Source organism: Flavobacterium tibetense (assembly GCF_003293845.1).
GTDB classification, from domain to species: domain Bacteria; phylum Bacteroidota; class Bacteroidia; order Flavobacteriales; family Flavobacteriaceae; genus Flavobacterium; species Flavobacterium tibetense.
On sequence record NZ_QLST01000007.1, the window covers coordinates 126,766 to 146,839 of the forward strand.

Here is a 20,074-nt window from a genome sequence, read left to right on the forward strand (position 1 = left end):
TAGGTTAGTTATATAAAAAAAGGCTTCAAGAATTTCTTGAAGCCTTTTTTGTTTGAAAATATGTTCTATAATTTAAAAGCCGCTTTTACTTTGTCTACGAAATCTAATTTTTCCCAAGTAAATAGCTCTACAGTAACTGTTTTTGTTAATCCGCCTGGAGCAGTAAATGTTTTGGTTACGGTTTCAGGAGTTCTTCCCATGTGACCATAAGCAGCTGTTTCGCTATAAATTGGATTTCTTAATTTCAAACGTTGTTCGATAAAGTACGGACGCATGTCAAAAATGCTCTCTACTACTTTGCTGATTTCGCCATCTGTTAAATTCACTTTTGCAGTTCCGTAAGTATTTACGTTGATTGATGTTGGTTCGGCAACTCCAATTGCATAAGAAACTTGTACTAAAATCTCTTCAGCCACACCAGCAGCTACTAAGTTTTTAGCAATATGACGAGTCGCATAAGCAGCAGAACGGTCTACTTTAGATGGATCTTTTCCTGAGAAAGCACCACCACCGTGAGCTCCTTTTCCACCATAAGTATCTACGATGATTTTTCTCCCCGTTAAACCAGTATCTCCGTGAGGTCCTCCAATTACGAATTTTCCTGTTGGGTTAATGTGGTATTTAATTGCATCATTGAATAAATGAGCATATTGAGGATTTTTAGCAATCACTCTAGGAATCAAAATTTCAATAATGTCTTTTTTGATTTTTGCTAACATCGTGGTTTCATCAGCAAAATCATCATGTTGTGTTGAAACTACGATAGCATCAATACGAACAGGTTTGTTATCATCAGAATATTCTAAAGTAACTTGAGATTTAGCGTCTGGACGTAAGTAAGTGATTTCGTTGTTCTCTCTTCTTAAATCAGCTAAATCTTGTAATAATTGATGAGATAGTTTTAATGCTAACGGCATGAATTCAGCAGTTTCATTTGTTGCGTACCCAAACATCATTCCTTGGTCACCAGCTCCTTGTTCTTCTTTGCTTGCTCTGTCAACACCTTGGTTAATATCAGCAGATTGCTCATGAATTGCAGATAAAACTCCACAAGAATTTGCTTCAAACATATATTCGCTTTTTGTGTAACCAATTTTCTTGATTACATCTCTTGCAATAGTTTGTACATCTAAATAAGTGTTTGATTTTACTTCTCCAGCTAAAATTACTTGGCCTGTTGTAACTAACGTTTCACAAGCTACTTTTGACTCAGGGTCAAATGCTAAAAAGTTATCAATTAATGCGTCTGAAATTTGATCCGCAACTTTGTCAGGATGTCCTTCACTCACTGATTCTGACGTAAATAAATAAGCCATAATAAAATATTTTTAAATATTAAGCGAGGAAAAAATAATTGCAGGGATTGCGTAAAGGAGTAGTAATACTGCTTTAGCATTTTTTTAATGAGGTTGCAATCAGTTCAAATTTTTCCTCTTGTTTTCGTTTGCAAATGTATGAAATGAAATTGAATTTAAAATGGTTGTTAACTTTTTTAATTTAAAAATTACAAAAAGATAATTTTTATGAATGATTTTCTGATTGAATTGTGTTTTAATTAATAATAATCTAAATAATTGTTTTTAAGTAACAAAATTTAGAAAAATAATCTATTTATTTTTTTATTGCAGAAAATAAATCTAGTTTTGCCCTGTCAAATTAAAAGAAAAGAAAATGAACTTTACAATGTGCAATATGTGTATAATGATGTGGAACAATCCGCAGAGGAAACCTATTGCATAATTTTAAAAGTAAATTAATACAATACAACCTCTGTCGAAAACAGAGGTTTTTTATTTCTAAAAACACAACAATTATGAAAATAGCAATTTACAATCCAAGACGATGTTGTCGAATGTGTAGCTGAAAAGCAAACTTCGAAAATAATCTTAATACTTAATACAAATATCTTAATACTTAAAATATCATGAGCACAAATAAATTTGCAACAAACGCTTTACACGCAGGACACGATACAACTAAAAACGCTGGAACTAGAGCGGTTCCGATTTACCAAACCACATCTTACGTTTTCAATAACTCAGATCACGCAGCTAATCTTTTTGGTTTAGCCGAAGCTGGATTCATTTACACAAGATTAAATAATCCAACAAACGATATCTTAGAACAACGCTTAGCCAAATTAGAAGGTGGAATTGGAGCTGTCGTAACTGCTTCAGGAACCGCAGCAATTTCAACTGCTTTGTTAACTTTATTAAAAGCTGGTGACCATATTGTAGCTTCCAACAGTTTATACGGCGGAACATATAATTTATTAAACGTGACTTTGCCAAGATTAGGGATCACAACAACTTTCGTAGATCCATCAAATCCTGAAAACTTCTTAAACGCAGCTCAAGAAAATACCCGAGTGTTCTTTGCCGAAAGTTTAGGAAATCCAAAATTAGATGTACTCGATTTAAAAGCCATTTCAAAAGCAGCACAAACCTACAAAGTGCCTTTTATTGTGGATAACACAGTGGCAACACCCTTTTTGCTAAACCCAATCGAACACGGAGCCAACATCGTAATTCATTCATTAACCAAATACATCGGTGGAAACGGAACTTCTCTTGGAGGTGTCATCATCGACGCAGGAGATTTTGATTGGAGCAACGGAAAATTCCCAGAATTCACAGAACCTTCAGCAGGTTATCACGGATTAAAATATTATGAAGTTTTAGGAGTAGCTTCGTACATTGCAAAAATTAGAATCGAAGGCTTACGCGATTTAGGAGCTGCTTTAAGTCCGTTTAATGCATTTCAAATTATTCAAGGTTTAGAAACATTGGCTATCCGAATCAAAAAGCACAGTGAAAATGCTTTGGAATTAGCCAAATGGTTACAAAAACGTCCCGAAGTGGCTTGGGTAAATTATCCTGGATTGATTTCTTCAAAATATTATGATTTAGCGCAACAATACTTACCAGAAGGACAAAGTGGTATCGTAACTTTTGGATTAAAAGGTGGTTATGAAGCAGCTAAAAAAGTAGCTGATGAGACTCAATTTTTCTCTTTGTTGGCGAATATTGGTGATACGAAATCATTAATCATTCACCCAGCAAGTACTACGCACCAACAATTGTCAGAAGAACAACAAATCACAACCGGAGTAACGAAAGATTTAATTCGTTTATCCGTTGGATTAGAAGATATCGAAGACTTGAAAACCGATTTACAAAGTGTTTTCGAAAAATTGCCAGTTCAAAATTTAGTTTAGTTTTTGTTTGTTTGAAAGTGAAGACTGCTGAAAGGTTTTCTTGAAGCAGTCTTTTTTAAAAAGAAAGATGGGTACAATTCAAAAAATAGTGTTCCAAAATGTTCCATTGCAGAATGGAGTAGTGCAATCAAAAGTGATTTTGTCCTATCAATTGTTCGGGCAACCAGTTGGTTCAGCTCCTTTGGTGGTGGTGAATCATGCTTTAACAGGAAATTCGCAAGTTCTTGGTGAAAACGGTTGGTGGCAATCCTTAATTGGCGAGGATAAAATTATCGATACCAAAAAATACGCAGTTTTAGCCTTCAATATTTCTGGAAATGGTTACCAAGATGCGGAAAATTTGATTGAAAATTATCAAGATTTCACTACTTACGATATTGCGAATTTATTCTGGAAAGGAGTCGATTCGTTTAAAGTGAATCAAGTTTTTGCAGTGATTGGTGGAAGTTTAGGCGGAGCAATTGCGTGGGAAATGGCAGCAATTCGACCAAAAGCAATTGCAAATTTAATTCCGGTTGCAACAAGTTGGAAAGCTTCTGATTGGTTGATTGGAAATGTGCTAATTCAAGATTTGATTCTGAATAATTCCAAAAATCCAATTCACGATGCCAGAATTCACGCCATGTTATTATACCGAACACCTGAATCATTGCAAGAAAAATTCCATACCCAATTGCAAAATTCGGAAGGATTGTTTCAAGTGGAAAGTTGGTTGTTGCATCATGGCGAAAAATTGCAAAATCGATTCCAACTTTCGGCTTACAAACTCATGAATCATTTATTGAAAACGACCGATATTTTTAAAAACAAAAATCAAGCAGAAGTCATAAAAAGCATCATATCAAACATTCATTTAATCAGTGTGGATACCGATTATTTTTTTACGGCAAACGAAATTAAAACGGCTTTCCAGGAAATCAAAAATTACAAAAACAATGCATTTTATCACGAAATCAAATCCATTCACGGACACGATGCTTTCTTGATTGAATTTGAACAATTAAACAACATACTTAAACCTATATTTAATTAGAAAACAAATGAAAATATTAAAATTTGGAGGAAAATCATTAGCAAACGGAGAAGGATTGCAAAAAGTAGTGCAAACAATTGCTCAAAAATATTTCAATAACGAACCTATTGCGGTGATCGTTTCAGCAAGAGGAAATGCTACAGATGAATTGGTAATTCTATTAAAAAAAGCACAAGCCAACATCAATTTTCAAGCAGATTTCGAGCAATTCAAAAAATACCAATTGGAAGGTTTGAAGGAAAACATCTTCGAAGAAGAATTCTCGGTTTTACAAAAATTATTAGAAGGCGTTTCTCTTTTAGGAGATTACAGCGAAAAAATCAAAGACCAAGTCATTGCATATGGCGAAATTCTTTCAGCAAAATACTTGGCTAATGTCTTGAACGAAAACAATATCAAAGCACAATTTACGGATGCTCGTCAATTAATAAAAACCGATATCAACTTCGGAAACGCGCAACCAATCGAGGCTGTTTCAAAGAAAAATGTCTTAGATTATTTCGAAAAAAATTCGGATAAAGTGAATATTGTTACGGGTTTTATTGGTTCAACTTTACACAACGAAACCACGACTTTGGGTAGAAACGGCAGTAATTACACCGCTTCCTTATTAGCAAACTATCTAAATGCCGAAGAATTCCAAAATTATACACACGTTGACGGAATTTTCACAGCTAATCCAGATTTAGTGACTGATGCAAAAAAAATCGAGCGATTGTCTTTCAATGAAGCGAATGAGTTGGCAAACTTTGGAGCGCAAATTTTACATGCCAAAACCATTATTCCTTTGGTAGAAAAAAACATCCCATTGCGTATTTTAAACACCTTCAATCCTGAAAATGAAGGAACGTTAATCACTGCGGAACAAACCAATGAAGGTATCAAATCGCTTTCGGTTTTAACGAATGTGTCGTTGATTAATTTAGAAGGAAGAGGTTTGTTAGGAAAAACAGGTGTTGATGCAAGAATTTTCCGTGTGATGGCTGAAAATGATATTAGTGTGAGTATTATTTCACAAGGTTCTTCAGAAAGAGGAATTGGTTTGGTAGTCAATTCTGACAAGGCTTCCAAAGCTTTGGTTGGTTTAGAAAAAGAATTTGAAACCGATTTTTACACGAAAGATGTCAATAAAATTTCGGTAAACGATAACATTGCTGTGATTTCGATTATTGGGCAAGATTTAACGAATTTCCACAAACCATACACCGCTTTAATCCGAAATAAAATCACACCAATTTTATTGAATAATACGGTTACGGGAAGAAATATCAGTTTGGTGATTAGTCAAGATGAATTCAAACGCGCTTTGAATGTAATTCATGGTGAAATTTTTGGTGTAGCGAAAAAAATCAACATCGCCATTTTCGGTCACGGAACGGTTGGCGGCACTTTGATTTCCCAAATTTTAGAATCAGCTAAAAATATTGAAACTCGAAAAGGTGTAAAACTGAATGTATTTGCCATTGCGAATTCGAAAAAAGTGTTGTTGAATAAATTCGGAATTAACGAAAATTGGAAAGCTACTTTAGAAGACAAAGGTCAAGATTATAAAGTGGAAGATATTATCGCTTATTCGAAAGAACATCATCTAGAAAATTTAATCGCGATTGATAATACCGCAAGCTCGACTTTCATTGAAAATTACATTTCATTAGCCGAAAATAGTTTCGATTTGATTTCTTCCAATAAAGTCGCGAATACCGTAAGTTTTGATTTTTACAGGAAACTACGAAAAGTCTTAAAAGACAATCAAAAAGAATATTTGTACGAAACTAATGTTGGTGCTGGATTACCTTTAATTGATACAATAAAATTATTGCATTTATCAGGTGAAAATATCACCAAAATAAAAGGTGTTTTCTCTGGAACTTTGAGTTATTTATTCAATAATTTTTCAGTTGAAAATAAGAAATTTAGTGAAGTATTACAAGAAGCCATCGATAAAGGTTTCACAGAACCTGATTCAAGAGAAGATTTAAACGGAAACGACGTAGGAAGAAAATTATTAATATTAGCCCGCGAATTAGATCTACAAAACGAATTCGAAGAAATCCAAATCCAAAATTTAATTCCAGAACCTTTACGAGAAGGAAGTGCAACTGATTTTCTAAAGCGTTTATCAGAATTAGACGGAATTTACCAAAACATCAAAGATGCTCAAGGTCCAAATGAAGTGTTACGTTACATCGGCGAATTATCAGGCGATTTACAACAAGACAAAGGTAAATTGGAAGTGAAATTAATATCCGTTCCAGCCAAGTCTGCTTTAGGTTCGTTAAAAGGTTCGGATTCTATTTTCGAAATTTATACAGAATCTTACGGCGAGCAACCTATCGTGATTCAAGGCGCTGGAGCAGGAGCATCCGTAACTGCAAGAGGCGTTTTTGGCGACATTTTACGCTTATCTGAAAAAAAATTATAAACTCAACCTGCAAGGTTTTCATAACCTTGTAGGTTTTTAAACTTAAATAAACTTTAATTATTCTTTATAGGTCAAATTAAGCTTATATGACTTATATGTTTAAAAAAACAAAACCATGAGCAATCAAAATTTAGGATTAGAAACCCAAGCCATCAGAACGCAATTAGAACGAACCCAATATTTAGAACATTCCGTTCCTTTATATTTAACGTCTAGTTTTATTTTTGAAGATGCCGAAGACATGCGCGCTTCGTTTGCGGAAGAAAAGGAAAGAAATATTTACAGCCGATTTTCAAATCCCAATACATTTGAATTTGTTGAGAAAATTTGCCTAATGGAAGGAGCAGAAGACGGTTACGCTTTCGCAACAGGAATGGCAGCGGTGTATTCAACTTTTGCTGCTTTATTGAATTCGGGCGATCATATCGTTTCAGCAAGTAGTGTTTTTGGTTCGACACATACGCTGTTTACTAAATATTTTCCGAAATGGAATATTACAACGAGTTATTTTGATGTTAACAAACCAGAAACGATTGAAAATTTTATTCAACCAAATACGAAAATCCTTTACGCAGAATCGCCAACGAATCCTGCGGTTGATATTTTAGATTTGGAATTATTGGGAAAAATAGCCAAAAAGCACAACTTAATTTTAATTATCGATAACTGTTTTGCAACGCCATACATTCAAAATCCAATTCAATTTGGAGCGGATTTAGTGATTCATTCTGCCACCAAATTAATCGATGGTCAAGGTCGAGTTTTAGGTGGAGTAACCGTTGGTCGTTCTGATTTAATTCGAGAGATTTATTTATTTTCTCGTAATACCGGACCCGCTTTGTCGCCTTTCAATGCTTGGGTGTTGTCAAAAAGTTTAGAAACTTTGCCAGTTCGTATCGAAAAACATTGCGAAAACGCTTTAAAAGTGGCCGAATTTTTAGAAAACCATCCCAATGTGGCTTCAGTGAAATATCCATTTTTGAAATCGCATCTGCAATATGAAGTCGCAAAAAGGCAAATGAAATTAGGTGGAAACATCGTAGCTTTCGAAATCAAAGGCGGAATTGAATCAGGTAGAAAATTTTTAGATAAAATCAAATTATGTTCGTTGTCTGCGAATTTAGGAGACACGCGTTCGATTGTAACACATCCAGCTTCAACAACGCATAGTAAATTGACGGAAGAAGAACGATTAGCAGTAAGTATTACGGATGGTTTAGTGCGCGTTTCTGTGGGTTTGGAAACGGTTCAAGATGTAATTAATGATTTGAAACAAGCGTTAGAATAAAACTTTTTAAATTATTTTATAGATTTATATTCTTAATTTAAGATTAAAGAAGGAATATAAATCTATAAACAATATTTTTTTAATGAAATTTTAGAAAATATTTCATAATTTCAATTTTGTCACTACATTTGCAGTGTTCATAAACATACTGTTTGTTATCACGAAAGCTGGAGGGAATAGACCCTACGAAAGCTTAGCAACCTCCCGCGCTTGTGGAAAGGTGCTACATTCTATTCCGATTATTTATCGGAAGCAGATAACCTAAGGAAATCCTCTCCAATTTCTTGATAACATATTAATAATATAAACTTTGTGAAACTCTGTGAAAACTTAGCGTAACTCTGTGTAACAAAAAAATATGTCAAAAATTCAAGAAGAAATCAAAAAACGAATTCTCGTGCTCGACGGAGCTATGGGAACGATGTTGCAACGTTATAAATTCGAAGAAGAAGATTTTAGAGGCGAGCGCTTCAAAGATTTTCCACATCCTTTAAAAGGAAACAACGATTTGCTTTCCATTACCCAACCAGAAGCTGTAAAATCTGTCCATCGCGCTTATTTTGAAGCAGGAGCTGATATTGTAGAAACCAATACTTTTTCGGGAACAACTATTGGAATGGCGGATTATTATTTAGAAGATTTAGTTTACGAACTGAATTTTCAATCGGCTAAAATCGCCCGTGAAGTTGCGGATGAATTTACAGATAAACCAAGATTTGTAGCTGGTTCTATTGGTCCAACAAACCGAACAGCATCAATGTCACCAGATGTAAATGACCCTGGATTTCGTGCGGTGAGTTTTGATGACTTGAAAATTGCTTACAAACAACAAGTCGAAGCGTTAATTTATGGCGGTTGTGATTTGCTTTTAGTAGAAACGATTTTCGACACTTTAAATGCAAAAGCCGCTTTATTTGCAATTGAGGAAGTGAAAGAGGAACGCAATATCGATATTCCAGTAATGGTTTCAGGTACAATTACCGATGCTTCTGGAAGAACATTATCGGGACAAACCGTGGAAGCTTTTTTAATTTCGATTTCGCATATTCCGTTGTTGAGTGTTGGATTTAATTGCGCTTTAGGGGCTGACCAATTGAAACCGTATTTAAAAGCATTGGGGAATAATACCTCATTAAATATTTCAGCCCATCCAAATGCGGGTTTACCCAATGCCTTCGGGCAGTATGACCAAACACCAGAGGAAATGCAACAATTAATTCGCGAATATTTACAAGAAAATTTAGTGAATATAATAGGTGGATGTTGCGGAACAACGCCAGAACACATCAAATTAATTGCTGAGGTAGCAAAAGAATTCAAACCTAGAACGCAACAATTGAAATCCGTTTAATTGGTTAAAAATTTTGTAAAATGTCTGAATCAAATATAAATAAAAACCTCTCAGTTTCGATTCCCCCTTCGGGGGTTAGGGGGCTTAAATTATCAGGTTTAGAACCTTTGATTGTAACTCCAGAAACGAATTTTGTAAACGTTGGAGAACGAACAAATGTAACCGGTTCTAGAAAATTTCTTCGTTTAATCAAAGAAGAAAAATATGATGAAGCCTTAGATATCGCGCGTGCTCAAGTAGAAGGTGGCGCTCAAATCATCGACGTCAATATGGATGAAGGAATGTTAGATGGCATTTATGCTATGACAAAATTCTTAAATCTAATCGCAGCCGAACCCGATATTGCAAGAGTTCCTGTTATGATTGATTCTTCAAAATGGGAAATCATTGAAGCGGGTTTAAAAGTGATTCAAGGAAAAGGTGTGGTAAATTCGATTTCCCTAAAAGAAGGAGAAGCTACTTTTATTCATCATGCTAAATTAATCAAGCGATACGGAGCTGCAGTAATCGTTATGGCTTTTGACGAAAACGGTCAGGCTGATACTTATGAAAGACGCATCGAAATCTGCAAAAGAAGTTATGACATTTTGGTTAACCAAGTTGGTTTTCCTGCTGAAGATATCATTTTTGATCCCAATATTTTTCCAGTCGCAACTGGAATGGAAGAGCATAAATTAAATGCCTTAGATTTCTTCCGAGCAACAAAATGGATTCGTGAAAATCTTCCGTATGCAAATATTTCTGGAGGCGTTAGTAACGTGTCTTTTTCTTTCCGTGGAAACGATAAAGTACGTGAAGCGATGCATTCCGCGTTCTTGTATCATGCCATCCAAAACGGAATGACGATGGGAATTGTGAATCCCGAAATGTTGGAAATTTACGATGAAATTGACCCCATTTTATTAGAACACGTTGAAGACGTTTTATTAAATAGAAGAGAAGATGCTACCGAACGTTTATTAGATTTAGCCGAAAGTTTCAAAGGCGATGTAAAATCGAATGAAAAAGCTATTGCGGAATGGAGAAATGGTTCGGTTCAGGAACGATTAACACATTCTTTAGTAAAAGGAATCGACGAATTTATCGAAATTGATATTGAAGAAGCACGTCAGTTGGCCAAAAAACCAATCGAAGTTATCGAAATCAATTTGATGGCTGGAATGAACGTGGTGGGTGATTTGTTTGGTTCAGGAAAAATGTTCTTGCCACAAGTAGTAAAATCAGCTCGTGTGATGAAAAAAGCAGTCGCTTATTTGCTTCCTTATATTGAAGCTTCAAAAGATGGTTCCACTTCGTCAAGTGCAGGAAAAGTTTTGATGGCAACTGTAAAAGGAGATGTACATGATATTGGTAAAAATATTGTTTCAGTAGTTTTAGCTTGTAATAATTTCGAAATCATTGATTTAGGAGTGATGGTTCCTCCTGAAAAAATCATTGAAGTTGCGGTTAAAGAAAATGTAGATATTATCGGTTTGAGTGGTTTAATTACCCCTTCGTTGGATGAAATGGTGTATTTGGCCAAAGAAATGGATAAGTTGAATATCAAAATTCCAGTAATGATTGGCGGTGCGACAACTTCTCGTGCGCATACGGCTGTGAAAATTGCTCCAGAATATAAAGAAACCGTGGTTCATGTTAATGATGCGTCTCGCGCGGTAACGGTTGCAACCAATTTATTACAACCTGATACTAAAATTACTTATGCAGAATCACTTCGTGAAGAATATGATGCGCTTCGAGAAGGATATTTAAACAGAAGTCGTGAGAAAAATTTCTTATCGATTGAAGAAGCGCGTAAAAATAAATTCAAAATCGATTGGGATAATTACGAACCTATAAAACCAAATTTCATCGGAACTAAAACCGTTGAAGTTGAACTATCTGAATTGGTAAATTTTATCGATTGGACACCGTTTTTTCAATCATGGGAATTATACGGAAAATATCCAGCGATTTTAAAGGATGAAATTGTAGGCGAACAAGCATCTGATTTATACAAAGACGCACAAAAAATGCTTGCTCAAATTGTTTCGGAAAAATGGTTCACTGCAAAAGGAATTTTAGGGATTTTTCCAGCGAATACAATTAATCATGATGATATAGAACTTGTCACTTCGAGCGCAGTCGAGAAGTTTCTGACTTTAAGACAACAATCACAAAAAACGGTTGGAGCTCCAAACATTGCTTTAGCGGATTTTATTGCTCCAAAGGAAATTGGAAAACAAGATTACATTGGATGTTTCTGTGTGTCAACCGGTTTTGGAGTAGATGAAAAAGCTTCGGAATTTGAAAAGCAATTAGACGATTACAATTCGATTTTGGTAAAAGCTTTGGGAGATAGATTAGCAGAAGCTTTCGCAGAATATTTGCATTTAAAAGTTCGTAAAGAAATTTGGGGTTACGCTATTGATGAGGTGTTGTCAAATGATGAATTGATTAAAGAAAAATATAAAGGAATTCGACCTGCTCCAGGTTATCCTGCTTGTCCAGACCATTTAGAAAAACCAACGATTTGGAAATTATTAAATGTGGAACAAGAAATAGGAGTAAAATTAACCGAAAGTATGGCGATGTGGCCAGCGTCATCAGTTTCAGGATATTATTTTGCGAATCCAGAAAGTAAATATTTTGGTTTAGGAAAAATTAAAAAAGACCAATTAGAAGATTACGCCAAAAGAAGAAATAGTAGTGTAGAACAAGCCGAAAAATGGCTGTCACCCAACTTAGCAGATTAAAGAAGTTTATAGTTTGTTATTTATGGTTCAAACTTGGAAACCACAAACAATAAACAATTAACCCAAAACATAAAATATGAAAGTAACTGAACATATACAAAACGCCAACGGAAAACCTTTGTTCTCCTTCGAAATTTTACCACCGTTAAAAGGACAAAATATTCAATCTATTTTTGATAGTATAGATCCGTTAATGGAATTTAATCCGCCATTTATTGATGTAACCTATCATCGTGAAGAGTATGAATTCAAAGAAATGCCAAACGGTTTGTTGCAAAAGAAAATCGTTAAAAAACGACCAGGAACGGTTGGGATTTGTGCCGGAATTCAGAACAAATACGAAGTGGATGCCATTCCGCATATTTTATGTGGTGGTTTTACCAAAGAAGATACAGAGAATTTATTAATTGATTTGGATTTCTTAGGAATTGATAATGTCGTAGCACTTCGTGGTGATGCGGTTAAAAGTGAAATTTACTTCAAACCTGAAAAAGAAGGACATGCCTATGCTTCGGAATTAGTAACGCAAATCAGCAATTTGAATAATGGAATTTATTTGGATGAGGATTTGCAGAATTCCACTAAAACTGATTTTTGCATAGGAGTTGCAGGTTATCCCGAAAAACACATGGAAGCACCAAGTTTAGATAGTGATATTCATTTCGTAAAGCAAAAAATTAAAAATGGAGCTGATTATATCATCACCCAGATGTTTTTTGATAATAAAAAATTCTTCGATTTTGTGGCTAAATGCAGAGCAGCAGGAATTACTGTTCCTATTATTCCGGGATTAAAACCTATCGCTACCAAAAAGCAATTAAATTTAATTCCGCATCGCTTTAGTTTAGAATTGCCAGATGATTTAATTATGGAAGTGGTGAAGGCAAAAGATAATGATGCTGTAAAACAAATTGGTATAGAATGGTGTGCACAACAAAGTAAAGAATTGGTAGCCGCAGGAATCCCTGTTTTGCATTATTATTCTATGGGAAAAGCAGAGAATGTAAAAGCAATTGCTAGGGAAGTTTTTTGATTTTACTGATAATTTTCTATTAAAAATAATTTTATGTTATGCAATTTGTAATTAATAAGTTAAAATTTTTAATAAAAATCACAATTAACTTCAAAATAATTGAATAAAAGTTTTTTTTATTGTAAAAAATGAACTAAGTTTATGGTGTTGAATTTTAAATGAAGTGCGCCATGAAAAAAATTACTCTTATTCTGCTAGCAGTTTTCTTCTGTCAATTTACTTTGGCAAACGAAACAGATTCTATTTTATCTAAAGCAAGAAATCTTGTTCATGATAAAAATTACACGGAAGCCATAAAAATGTATAAAACGTACATCGAAAAAACCAATGTAAAAGAATTGAAGGATGTTTACGTGGAATTGGCAAATTGTTACTTTAAATCCAATGATAAAAAATCAGCGTTAAAGTACATTAAGGAAGCTATAACCAAACAAGGTTTTAATGAAGAGGATTTTATTTACAATGATAAATTGGACTCAGAGCTATCAAGATATGCATTGTCAATAATTTATAATGATTTAGAAAAACTACAAAAACAATATGTTTCAAGATAAAAAAATAACCTACTGAAAAGTAGGTTATTTTTTTGCTGTTTTTTCTCTAAAAATTTGTTCTAAGTTTTTATTCTTTAAACTTAATTGTAAAATTTTGAATCCTTTTTCTTGGGCAAAATCGAATACTTTTCCTCGTTTATCTTCATCCGATTCAAAAGTAAGTTCCCAAGTGAAATCGTTAATTTTATTGGTATTGGTAAGATTTTCTAACGTTGCAAAATCTGTACTTGAAAGTAATTGGTCAAACTCTACTTCTATAGTTTGTTCGGCTTGCTCTTTTACTAAAGTATTCAAGTTTTTATCGGTTACTAATTTACCATTGTTAATAATTATAACACGCTCACAAATAGCTTCTACTTCTTGCATAATGTGTGTAGAAAGAAAAACCGTTTTATTTTTACCAATATTTTTGATTAGTTCACGAATTTCAACCAATTGATTAGGGTCTAAACCAGTCGTTGGTTCGTCTAAAATTAAAACTTCAGGATCATGAAGCAAGGCACAAGCAAGTCCAACACGTTGACGATATCCTTTCGATAGTTGACCAATTTTTTTAGAACTTTCTGGTGTTAAACCTGTCAATTGAATCACTTCTTCAATTCTACTTTTGGATACTTTATAAATATCGGCATTAAAAGCCAAATATTCACGAATGTACAAATCCAAATACAAAGGATTATGTTCAGGTAAATAACCTACCGATTTTTGCACGTTTTTAGTGTCGTTCGAAACATCATGACCATTTACTTTAGCTTCACCTTCATCAGCAGTGATGTAAGTAGTTAAGATTTTCATTAGTGTAGATTTTCCAGCACCATTTGGACCTAAAAAACCTACAATTTCTCCTTTTTTAATTGAAAAAGAGATGTTGTCAAGCGCTTTTTGAGCACCGTAATTTTTGGAAATATTTTGAACTTCAATTGACATGATTCTAGTTTTAAGTTAACAAAAGTAGAAAAAATATACTTCAACTCACTTTTGTTTTTTTAGTAACGATAAATTTCCTTAATTTTGTATTCAAATAATGAAAAAAGTAGTAAAAAATAGCGCAAATCAATATTGGCACCCAAAGTAATGGATGTGTTCGGAATTTGCCGTTAGTTTTTCTAATGAAATAAAGTCAAGTCCCGAATCCTATTCGGGATTTTTTTTTGCTTTAAAAATAAATTTTGTAACCCAAATTGTATGGAAAATAGTAAATCGCTCGGTACTTGGTTAGATGATTTTAAATTAGATCATCCATTAGTATTAGCTGGACCTTGTAGTGCTGAAACCGAAGAACAAGTTTTGAAAATTGCACATGAATTAAAAAATTCAGATGTGTCCATTTTTCGTGCAGGAATTTGGAAACCTCGCACGCGTCCAGGTGGTTTTGAAGGTGTTGGAGAAATTGGATTAAAATGGTTGCAAAAAGCAAAAGCAGAAACAGGATTGCTTATGGCAACGGAAGTAGCTACAGCTGCTCACGTAAAATTAGCCATTGAACATGATATTGATGTATTGTGGATTGGTGCTCGAACTACTGTAAACCCATTCGCAGTTCAAGAAATTGCAGATGCTTTAAACGGAACGGATAAAATTGTTCTAATTAAAAACCCAGTAAATCCTGATTTATCATTGTGGCTGGGCGGATTGGAACGATTGTATAATGCCAATATCAAAAAGTTAGGCGTTATTCATAGAGGGTTTTCCACTTACGAAAAAACAAAATATCGTAACAATCCCGAATGGCAAATTGCAATTGATTTGCAAAACCGTTTTCCTGACTTACCTTTGATTTGTGATCCTTCGCATATTACTGGAAGGAGAGATATGATTCAAGAAGTTTCGCAACAAGCCTTAGATTTGAATTACGACGGATTAATTATTGAAACACATATTGATCCAGATAATGCTTGGAGTGATGCAGCTCAACAAGTAACGCCAGCAACATTGAAACAAATGTTTATTGATTTAAAAATGCGTAAACCAACGGATGAAAATGCAGAATGGAACAAAGCTTTAGCCATGCAACGCGCTTATATTGACGAATTAGATAGTAAACTCATTGATTTTTTGGGGAAAAGAATGGTAGTCGCTGAAAAAATTGGGCAACTTAAAAAAGAAAAAAACGTTGCCATTTTACAAAACAAACGTTGGAATGAAATTTTAGGTAAAATGATTTTAGAAGGCAGCGAAAAAGGACTAAGTGAAGAATTTATTTTAAAAATTTTCAAAGCGATTCATCAAGAGAGTATAAGTCATCAGGAGAAAATTGTGAATAAGTAATTTGTGGCACGCATTTTGAAAAGTATTTTTTTGTAATATTGCACAAGTTCAAAAAAATATTAAACAAAATTTTAAAAAGATGAAAAAATTTTTACTTTTAGTAGTAGCCATGATTGGTTTTGCTGCAAACGCTCAAGTTGACAAGATTTACAAACACAATGGTGAAGTTGTTGACGGTAAAGTTATCCGTTTAGAAGAATACACTGTTGTTTTTAAATATGACGGTGAAGACGCTGAAAACACTATTGGTAAATATGCAATTGAGAAAATTGTATATGGAAAGTCAGGTAGAGTTGAAGAGGTTACTGAAAAAATTGTTATCAATGGTGAGGCTGATTGGGCTAAAGTAGTTATCCTTGAAGATAAATCTTATATCGCTGGTTTAAAGAAAGTTGACGAAGTAAGAGGTAAAACAGGTTTAATCAATTACCACACTGGAAATACTGGAGATAAAAAAGCTGAAAAGAAATTAAAAATCGAAGCAGCTAAAATGGGATGTCCATTTATTTTACAAACGGCTGATAAAGCAACTGTTGGAGCTTCATCAAACTCATTAGGAGGTTCTCAAGTTATCAAAAAGGGTATTGGTTACAAGTACTAATATTTTTCAAAAATAAAAATGAAGGACAATCCCAAAAGGTTGTCCTTTTTTTATAATATTTTAGCAGAAAGTTTATCTTTGCTAATTAAATGAAGAGAAATTAGGTGCTTCTAACTTCTGACTTCTAACTTCAAACTTTACATGACAGGAATCGTTTATAAATCTACCGGAAGTTGGTACACCATTAAAACTGAGAATGGTGATTTTTTAGAGTGCCGTATAAAAGGTAAATTTAGAATGAAAGGTATCAAAAGTACCAATCCTATTGCTGTAGGCGATGTTGTAGATTATGATATCGAAAACACAACAGACGAAACTACTGGAGTAATCACAACCATTCACGACCGAAAAAATTACATTGTTAGAAAATCCGTGAATTTATCCCATCAAATGCATATTATTGCATCCAATATTGATGTGGTTTTTTTATTGGTAACCATTAATAATCCACCAACAACAACTAGTTTTATCGATAGATTTTTGGTTACAGCAGAAGCTTACGGAATTGAAGCGGTGCTAGTTTTTAATAAAATTGATACTTTAGACGATACTACTTTAGACGAACAACTTTATTTACAGCATATTTATTCTGAAATTGGGTATAAATGTTTGCGGATTTCTGCCCAAACAGGAAAAGGAATCGATGAACTAAAAGCGTTAATGAAAGACAAGGTTTCCATGTTTTCAGGGCATTCTGGAGTAGGAAAATCTACTTTGGTAAACACTTTAGAGCCTTCATTGAATTTAAAAACCAAACAAATTTCTGCATCACACGCACAAGGCCAACATACCACAACTTTTGCTGAAATGTTTGATTTGTCTTTTGGTGCCAAAATTATCGACACACCAGGAATCCGTGGTTTTGGAATTGTAGATATGGAAAAACAAGAAATTGGCGATTATTTTCCAGAATTTTTTGCGTTGAAAGACCAATGTAAATTTAATAATTGTTTGCATAAAGACGAACCGCATTGTGCTGTAAAAACCGCATTGGAGAAAGATGAAATTGCCTGGTCAAGATATAAAAGTTACACCCAAATTTTAGAAGGAGACGAAGATAATTACAGAGCCGACATGTACGATGCCGAGCGAAGAGCAAGCGACGAAACCCGTAAATCGTAGAGACGCGATTTATCGCGTCTAGTAAATAAATAGTTAAAGATTTGATTTATCGCGTCTAGAAAGCAAAGATGAGATTTACACATCTTATTTATAAAAAATGAAAGCAGTAATACAAAGAGTTTCACAAGCATCAGTAACAATTAACAAAGAAATTGTAGCCCAAATTCAAAAAGGTTTATTGGTTTTAATTGGGATTGAAGATGCCGATAAATATGAGGATATTGAATGGTTAACCGCAAAAATTGCCAATTTGCGAATTTTTGGTGATGAAAATAATGTGATGAATTTGTCGTTAAAAGATATTGATGGAGAAATCATTGTTGTTTCTCAGTTTACCTTACACGCAGCAACAAAAAAAGGAAATCGACCTAGTTATATAAAAGCGGCAAAACCAGAAATAGCGATTCCAATGTATGAAAGCTTTGTAAAACAAATGGAAACAGAATTAGGAAAAAAAGTACAAACGGGACAATTTGGTGCCGATATGAAAGTAAGTTTTGTAAACGATGGCCCAGTGACTATAATAATTGACACGAAAAATAAAGAGTAATGATAAAAATAAAGTTTTTAGCTGTTTTTTTATTAGTAATAAACAGTATAAGTGCCCAAGTTGATAAGCGTATTGCTTTAACAATTCCAAAAGAATTAAAAGAGAATGCAAATAGTGTGATTCGTTTACAAGAAGTTGTAATTAATATCAATTCGAGACAATTATATACTACAAAAACAAAAAGAATTGTAACTGTACTAAATGAATACGGGAATAGAGGTGTAGATGCATCTGAATATTATTCAAAATCAGAAAGAATTAAAAATATTGAAGCGACAATCTATGATGCTTTTGGTAAAGAAATTAAGAAAATTAGGAAAAAAGATTTCAAAGATCAAAGTATAGCAGATGGCTTCTCGGTATTGACAGATGGAAGAATTTTGTATTTAGATTTTACGCCAACACAATATCCTTATACAATTGAATACACAAGTGAAGTAGAAACCATCAACACGGCTTTTCTTCCGAGTTGGACTCCAATTGAACGTTATTTGCAAGGTATTGAGCATACGGAATTTACGATTTTTTATCCTGAAAATTTAGGCTTCAAGTATAAGTTAAATAATTTTGATGGTTCAGATATTGTTATAGAAGAATTAAATCATTCATTAAAATTTATTGCAAAAAATATAACAGCTGAAAAAAGAGAAGAAAACACTCCAGATATGAGTAAGATTTTTCCAATGGCTAAATTCAGTTTAGAAAAGTTTAATTTGGAAGGAGTTGAAGGAACTGCTTCGAGTTGGGAAGAATTTGGAAAAGTGTGGTATCGCGATTTAGTTGAAGATAAATCAGAAATAAGCAAAGAGACTATTAATAAAATTAAAGAGCTAACAAAAGGAATAGAAGACCCTATAGAAAAAGCTAAAATTGTTTATCAATTTGTTCAAAGTAAGACAAGGTATGTTAGTATACAATTAGGTATTGGAGGGTGGAAACCTATGCTAGCCAAAGATGTAGACCGTTTAGGATATGGAGATTGTAAAGCACTTTCTAATTATACTAGAATTTTACTTGAAAATGTAGGTGTCCCATCTTATTATACCGTTATTTATGGTGATAGTGATAAACGTGATTTTGATAAGGATTTCGTTTCTCAGCAAGGAAATCATGTAATATTAAGCATTCCTTACAAAAATGAATTGAAATTTTTAGAATGTACTAGCCAAACAAGTCCTTTTGCATACGGAGGTGATTTTACGGATGATAGATATGCATTATTAATTAAACCTGAAGGCGGGGAAATTGTAAAGACAAACGAATGGAATGAAAAACAAACTATTCAATCAACAAATGGGACTTACACAATTGATGAAAACGGAAAATTAGTTGCATCATTTACAATTGAATCTTCGGGTTTATTCTATGAAAAATATCAACTGAAGAGTATGTCACATGCAGATTTAATGGATTATTATAAATCAGATTTTTCAGGTTTAACTAATTTAAAAATTACCAAATCTAATTTAGAGGATAATAGAGAGCAAATTAAGTTTATAGAGCAAATTGAAGCACAAGTCGAAAACTATGTTACAACTGCTAATCAATCTGTCTTTTTTGTAGTAAATGCTTTTAACAGGAATATTAATGTTCCCAAAAAAGCAAGAAATAGAAAACATCCTTTCGAAATAAGTAGAGGTTTTCAGGAAAATGATACTTTTGAAATCAATATTCCAATAAGTTATAAAATAGATTTTTTACCTGAAGATGTATTGATTCAAAATGAATTTGGACTTTATAAAGTAGAAATAAAAAAGATAAATGATAATAAATTAACTTTTTCAAGAGTCTTGGAAATTAAAAAAGCGGAGTTAAATGCTAGCGAGTTTGAAAAATATAGAACATTTAGAGATCAAATTGCTAGATATGACAATGCTAAAATTGTACTAACTAAATAAAC

15 protein-coding genes and 1 riboswitch are annotated in these 20,074 nt (G+C 33.5%); of the genes, 13 read left to right on the top strand and 2 right to left on the bottom strand.

Annotated elements, in window-relative coordinates; all coding sequences use genetic code 11:
• Window positions 1–65: 65 nt before the first annotated feature.
• The gene (gene metK, locus DPN68_RS07135; RefSeq protein WP_113988966.1) at window positions 66–1,316 is read right to left on the bottom strand and encodes a methionine adenosyltransferase; all 1,251 of its coding nucleotides are present in this window, start codon (window positions 1,314–1,316) and stop codon (window positions 66–68) included.
• Window positions 1,317–1,924: 608 nt separating this feature from the next.
• On the opposite strand from metK, the gene DPN68_RS07140 reads away from it, so the two are divergent.
• From DPN68_RS07140 to DPN68_RS07175, 8 genes are all read left to right on the top strand, one after another.
• The gene (locus tag DPN68_RS07140; RefSeq protein ID WP_113988967.1) at window positions 1,925–3,217 is read left to right on the top strand and encodes an O-acetylhomoserine aminocarboxypropyltransferase/cysteine synthase family protein; all 1,293 of its coding nucleotides are present in this window, start codon (window positions 1,925–1,927) and stop codon (window positions 3,215–3,217) included.
• Between the two features lie 67 nt (window positions 3,218–3,284).
• Window positions 3,285–4,250 carry an alpha/beta fold hydrolase gene (locus DPN68_RS07145; RefSeq protein ID WP_113988968.1) on the top strand — a complete coding sequence of 322 codons (966 nt, stop codon included), beginning with the start codon at window positions 3,285–3,287 and terminating at the stop codon, window positions 4,248–4,250.
• Between the two features lie 7 nt (window positions 4,251–4,257).
• A complete protein-coding gene (gene thrA / locus DPN68_RS07150) occupies window positions 4,258–6,672 on the top strand; it encodes a bifunctional aspartate kinase/homoserine dehydrogenase I (RefSeq protein ID WP_113988969.1) in 2,415 nt (804 codons plus the stop codon).
• 115 nt (window positions 6,673–6,787) lie between these two features.
• Entirely contained in the window at window positions 6,788–7,960 is a 1,173-nt protein-coding gene (locus DPN68_RS07155; protein ID WP_113988970.1) for a trans-sulfuration enzyme family protein, read from the top strand.
• 152 nt (window positions 7,961–8,112) lie between these two features.
• Window positions 8,113–8,223, top strand: a riboswitch (SAM riboswitch).
• 95 nt (window positions 8,224–8,318) lie between these two features.
• Window positions 8,319–9,311 carry a homocysteine S-methyltransferase family protein gene (locus DPN68_RS07160; protein WP_113988971.1) on the top strand — a complete coding sequence of 331 codons (993 nt, stop codon included), beginning with the start codon at window positions 8,319–8,321 and terminating at the stop codon, window positions 9,309–9,311.
• 20 nt (window positions 9,312–9,331) lie between these two features.
• Window positions 9,332–12,046 (top strand): methionine synthase, encoded by a 2,715-nt coding sequence (gene metH, locus DPN68_RS07165; protein WP_193477853.1) that lies wholly within the window; start codon window positions 9,332–9,334, stop codon window positions 12,044–12,046.
• Between the two features lie 76 nt (window positions 12,047–12,122).
• Window positions 12,123–13,079 (top strand): methylenetetrahydrofolate reductase [NAD(P)H], encoded by a 957-nt coding sequence (gene metF / locus DPN68_RS07170; protein ID WP_113988972.1) that lies wholly within the window; start codon window positions 12,123–12,125, stop codon window positions 13,077–13,079.
• Window positions 13,080–13,249: 170 nt separating this feature from the next.
• On the top strand, window positions 13,250–13,633 hold the full coding sequence (locus DPN68_RS07175; RefSeq protein WP_113988973.1) for a tetratricopeptide repeat protein: 384 nt from the start codon (window positions 13,250–13,252) through the stop codon (window positions 13,631–13,633).
• Between the two features lie 24 nt (window positions 13,634–13,657).
• Here the strand turns inward: DPN68_RS07175 and gldA are convergent, their stop codons facing one another.
• Window positions 13,658–14,560 carry a gliding motility-associated ABC transporter ATP-binding subunit GldA gene (gldA, locus tag DPN68_RS07180; protein ID WP_113988974.1) on the bottom strand — a complete coding sequence of 301 codons (903 nt, stop codon included), beginning with the start codon at window positions 14,558–14,560 and terminating at the stop codon, window positions 13,658–13,660.
• Between the two features lie 258 nt (window positions 14,561–14,818).
• Here gldA and DPN68_RS07185 point away from each other — a divergent pair, with 258 nt between their 5' ends.
• The 5 genes from DPN68_RS07185 (at window position 14,819) to DPN68_RS07205 (ending at window position 20,072) form a co-directional block, all read left to right on the top strand.
• Window positions 14,819–15,901: a bifunctional 3-deoxy-7-phosphoheptulonate synthase/chorismate mutase type II gene (locus tag DPN68_RS07185; RefSeq protein WP_113988975.1), complete on the top strand. Its 1,083-nt coding sequence runs from the start codon at window positions 14,819–14,821 to the stop codon at window positions 15,899–15,901.
• 79 nt (window positions 15,902–15,980) lie between these two features.
• The gene (locus tag DPN68_RS07190; protein WP_113988976.1) at window positions 15,981–16,502 is read left to right on the top strand and encodes a hypothetical protein; all 522 of its coding nucleotides are present in this window, start codon (window positions 15,981–15,983) and stop codon (window positions 16,500–16,502) included.
• A 141-nt stretch (window positions 16,503–16,643) separates the two neighbouring features.
• Window positions 16,644–17,624: a ribosome small subunit-dependent GTPase A gene (rsgA, locus tag DPN68_RS07195; RefSeq protein ID WP_113988977.1), complete on the top strand. Its 981-nt coding sequence runs from the start codon at window positions 16,644–16,646 to the stop codon at window positions 17,622–17,624.
• A 97-nt stretch (window positions 17,625–17,721) separates the two neighbouring features.
• Window positions 17,722–18,174, top strand: a complete 453-nt coding sequence (dtd, locus tag DPN68_RS07200; RefSeq protein ID WP_113988978.1) for a D-aminoacyl-tRNA deacylase — start codon at window positions 17,722–17,724, stop codon at window positions 18,172–18,174.
• Complete coding sequence (locus DPN68_RS07205) at window positions 18,174–20,072, top strand: DUF3857 domain-containing protein (protein ID WP_113988979.1); 1,899 nt, start codon at window positions 18,174–18,176, stop codon at window positions 20,070–20,072. The genes dtd and DPN68_RS07205 overlap by 1 nt, the downstream gene beginning before the upstream one ends.
• Window positions 20,073–20,074 lie beyond the last annotated feature (2 nt).

Excerpts from the sequence above, each read along its gene's own strand:
- thrA (WP_113988969.1), top strand. The coding sequence starts at position 4,258 with ATGAAAATATTAAAATTTGGAGGAAAATCATTAGCAAACGGAGAAGGA.
- DPN68_RS07185 (WP_113988975.1), top strand. The coding sequence starts at position 14,819 with ATGGAAAATAGTAAATCGCTCGGTACTTGGTTAGATGATTTTAAATTA.
- DPN68_RS07155 (WP_113988970.1), top strand. The coding sequence starts at position 6,788 with ATGAGCAATCAAAATTTAGGATTAGAAACCCAAGCCATCAGAACGCAA.
- DPN68_RS07175 (WP_113988973.1), top strand. The coding sequence starts at position 13,250 with ATGAAAAAAATTACTCTTATTCTGCTAGCAGTTTTCTTCTGTCAATTT.
- dtd (WP_113988978.1), top strand. The coding sequence starts at position 17,722 with ATGAAAGCAGTAATACAAAGAGTTTCACAAGCATCAGTAACAATTAAC.
- DPN68_RS07205 (WP_113988979.1), top strand. The coding sequence starts at position 18,174 with ATGATAAAAATAAAGTTTTTAGCTGTTTTTTTATTAGTAATAAACAGT.
- DPN68_RS07140 (WP_113988967.1), top strand. The coding sequence starts at position 1,925 with ATGAGCACAAATAAATTTGCAACAAACGCTTTACACGCAGGACACGAT.
- rsgA (WP_113988977.1), top strand. The coding sequence starts at position 16,644 with ATGACAGGAATCGTTTATAAATCTACCGGAAGTTGGTACACCATTAAA.
- metH (WP_193477853.1), top strand. The coding sequence starts at position 9,332 with ATGTCTGAATCAAATATAAATAAAAACCTCTCAGTTTCGATTCCCCCT.
- DPN68_RS07160 (WP_113988971.1), top strand. The coding sequence starts at position 8,319 with ATGTCAAAAATTCAAGAAGAAATCAAAAAACGAATTCTCGTGCTCGAC.
- DPN68_RS07190 (WP_113988976.1), top strand. The coding sequence starts at position 15,981 with ATGAAAAAATTTTTACTTTTAGTAGTAGCCATGATTGGTTTTGCTGCA.
- DPN68_RS07145 (WP_113988968.1), top strand. The coding sequence starts at position 3,285 with ATGGGTACAATTCAAAAAATAGTGTTCCAAAATGTTCCATTGCAGAAT.
- metK (WP_113988966.1), bottom strand. The coding sequence starts at position 1,316 with ATGGCTTATTTATTTACGTCAGAATCAGTGAGTGAAGGACATCCTGAC.
- gldA (WP_113988974.1), bottom strand. The coding sequence starts at position 14,560 with ATGTCAATTGAAGTTCAAAATATTTCCAAAAATTACGGTGCTCAAAAA.
- metF (WP_113988972.1), top strand. The coding sequence starts at position 12,123 with ATGAAAGTAACTGAACATATACAAAACGCCAACGGAAAACCTTTGTTC.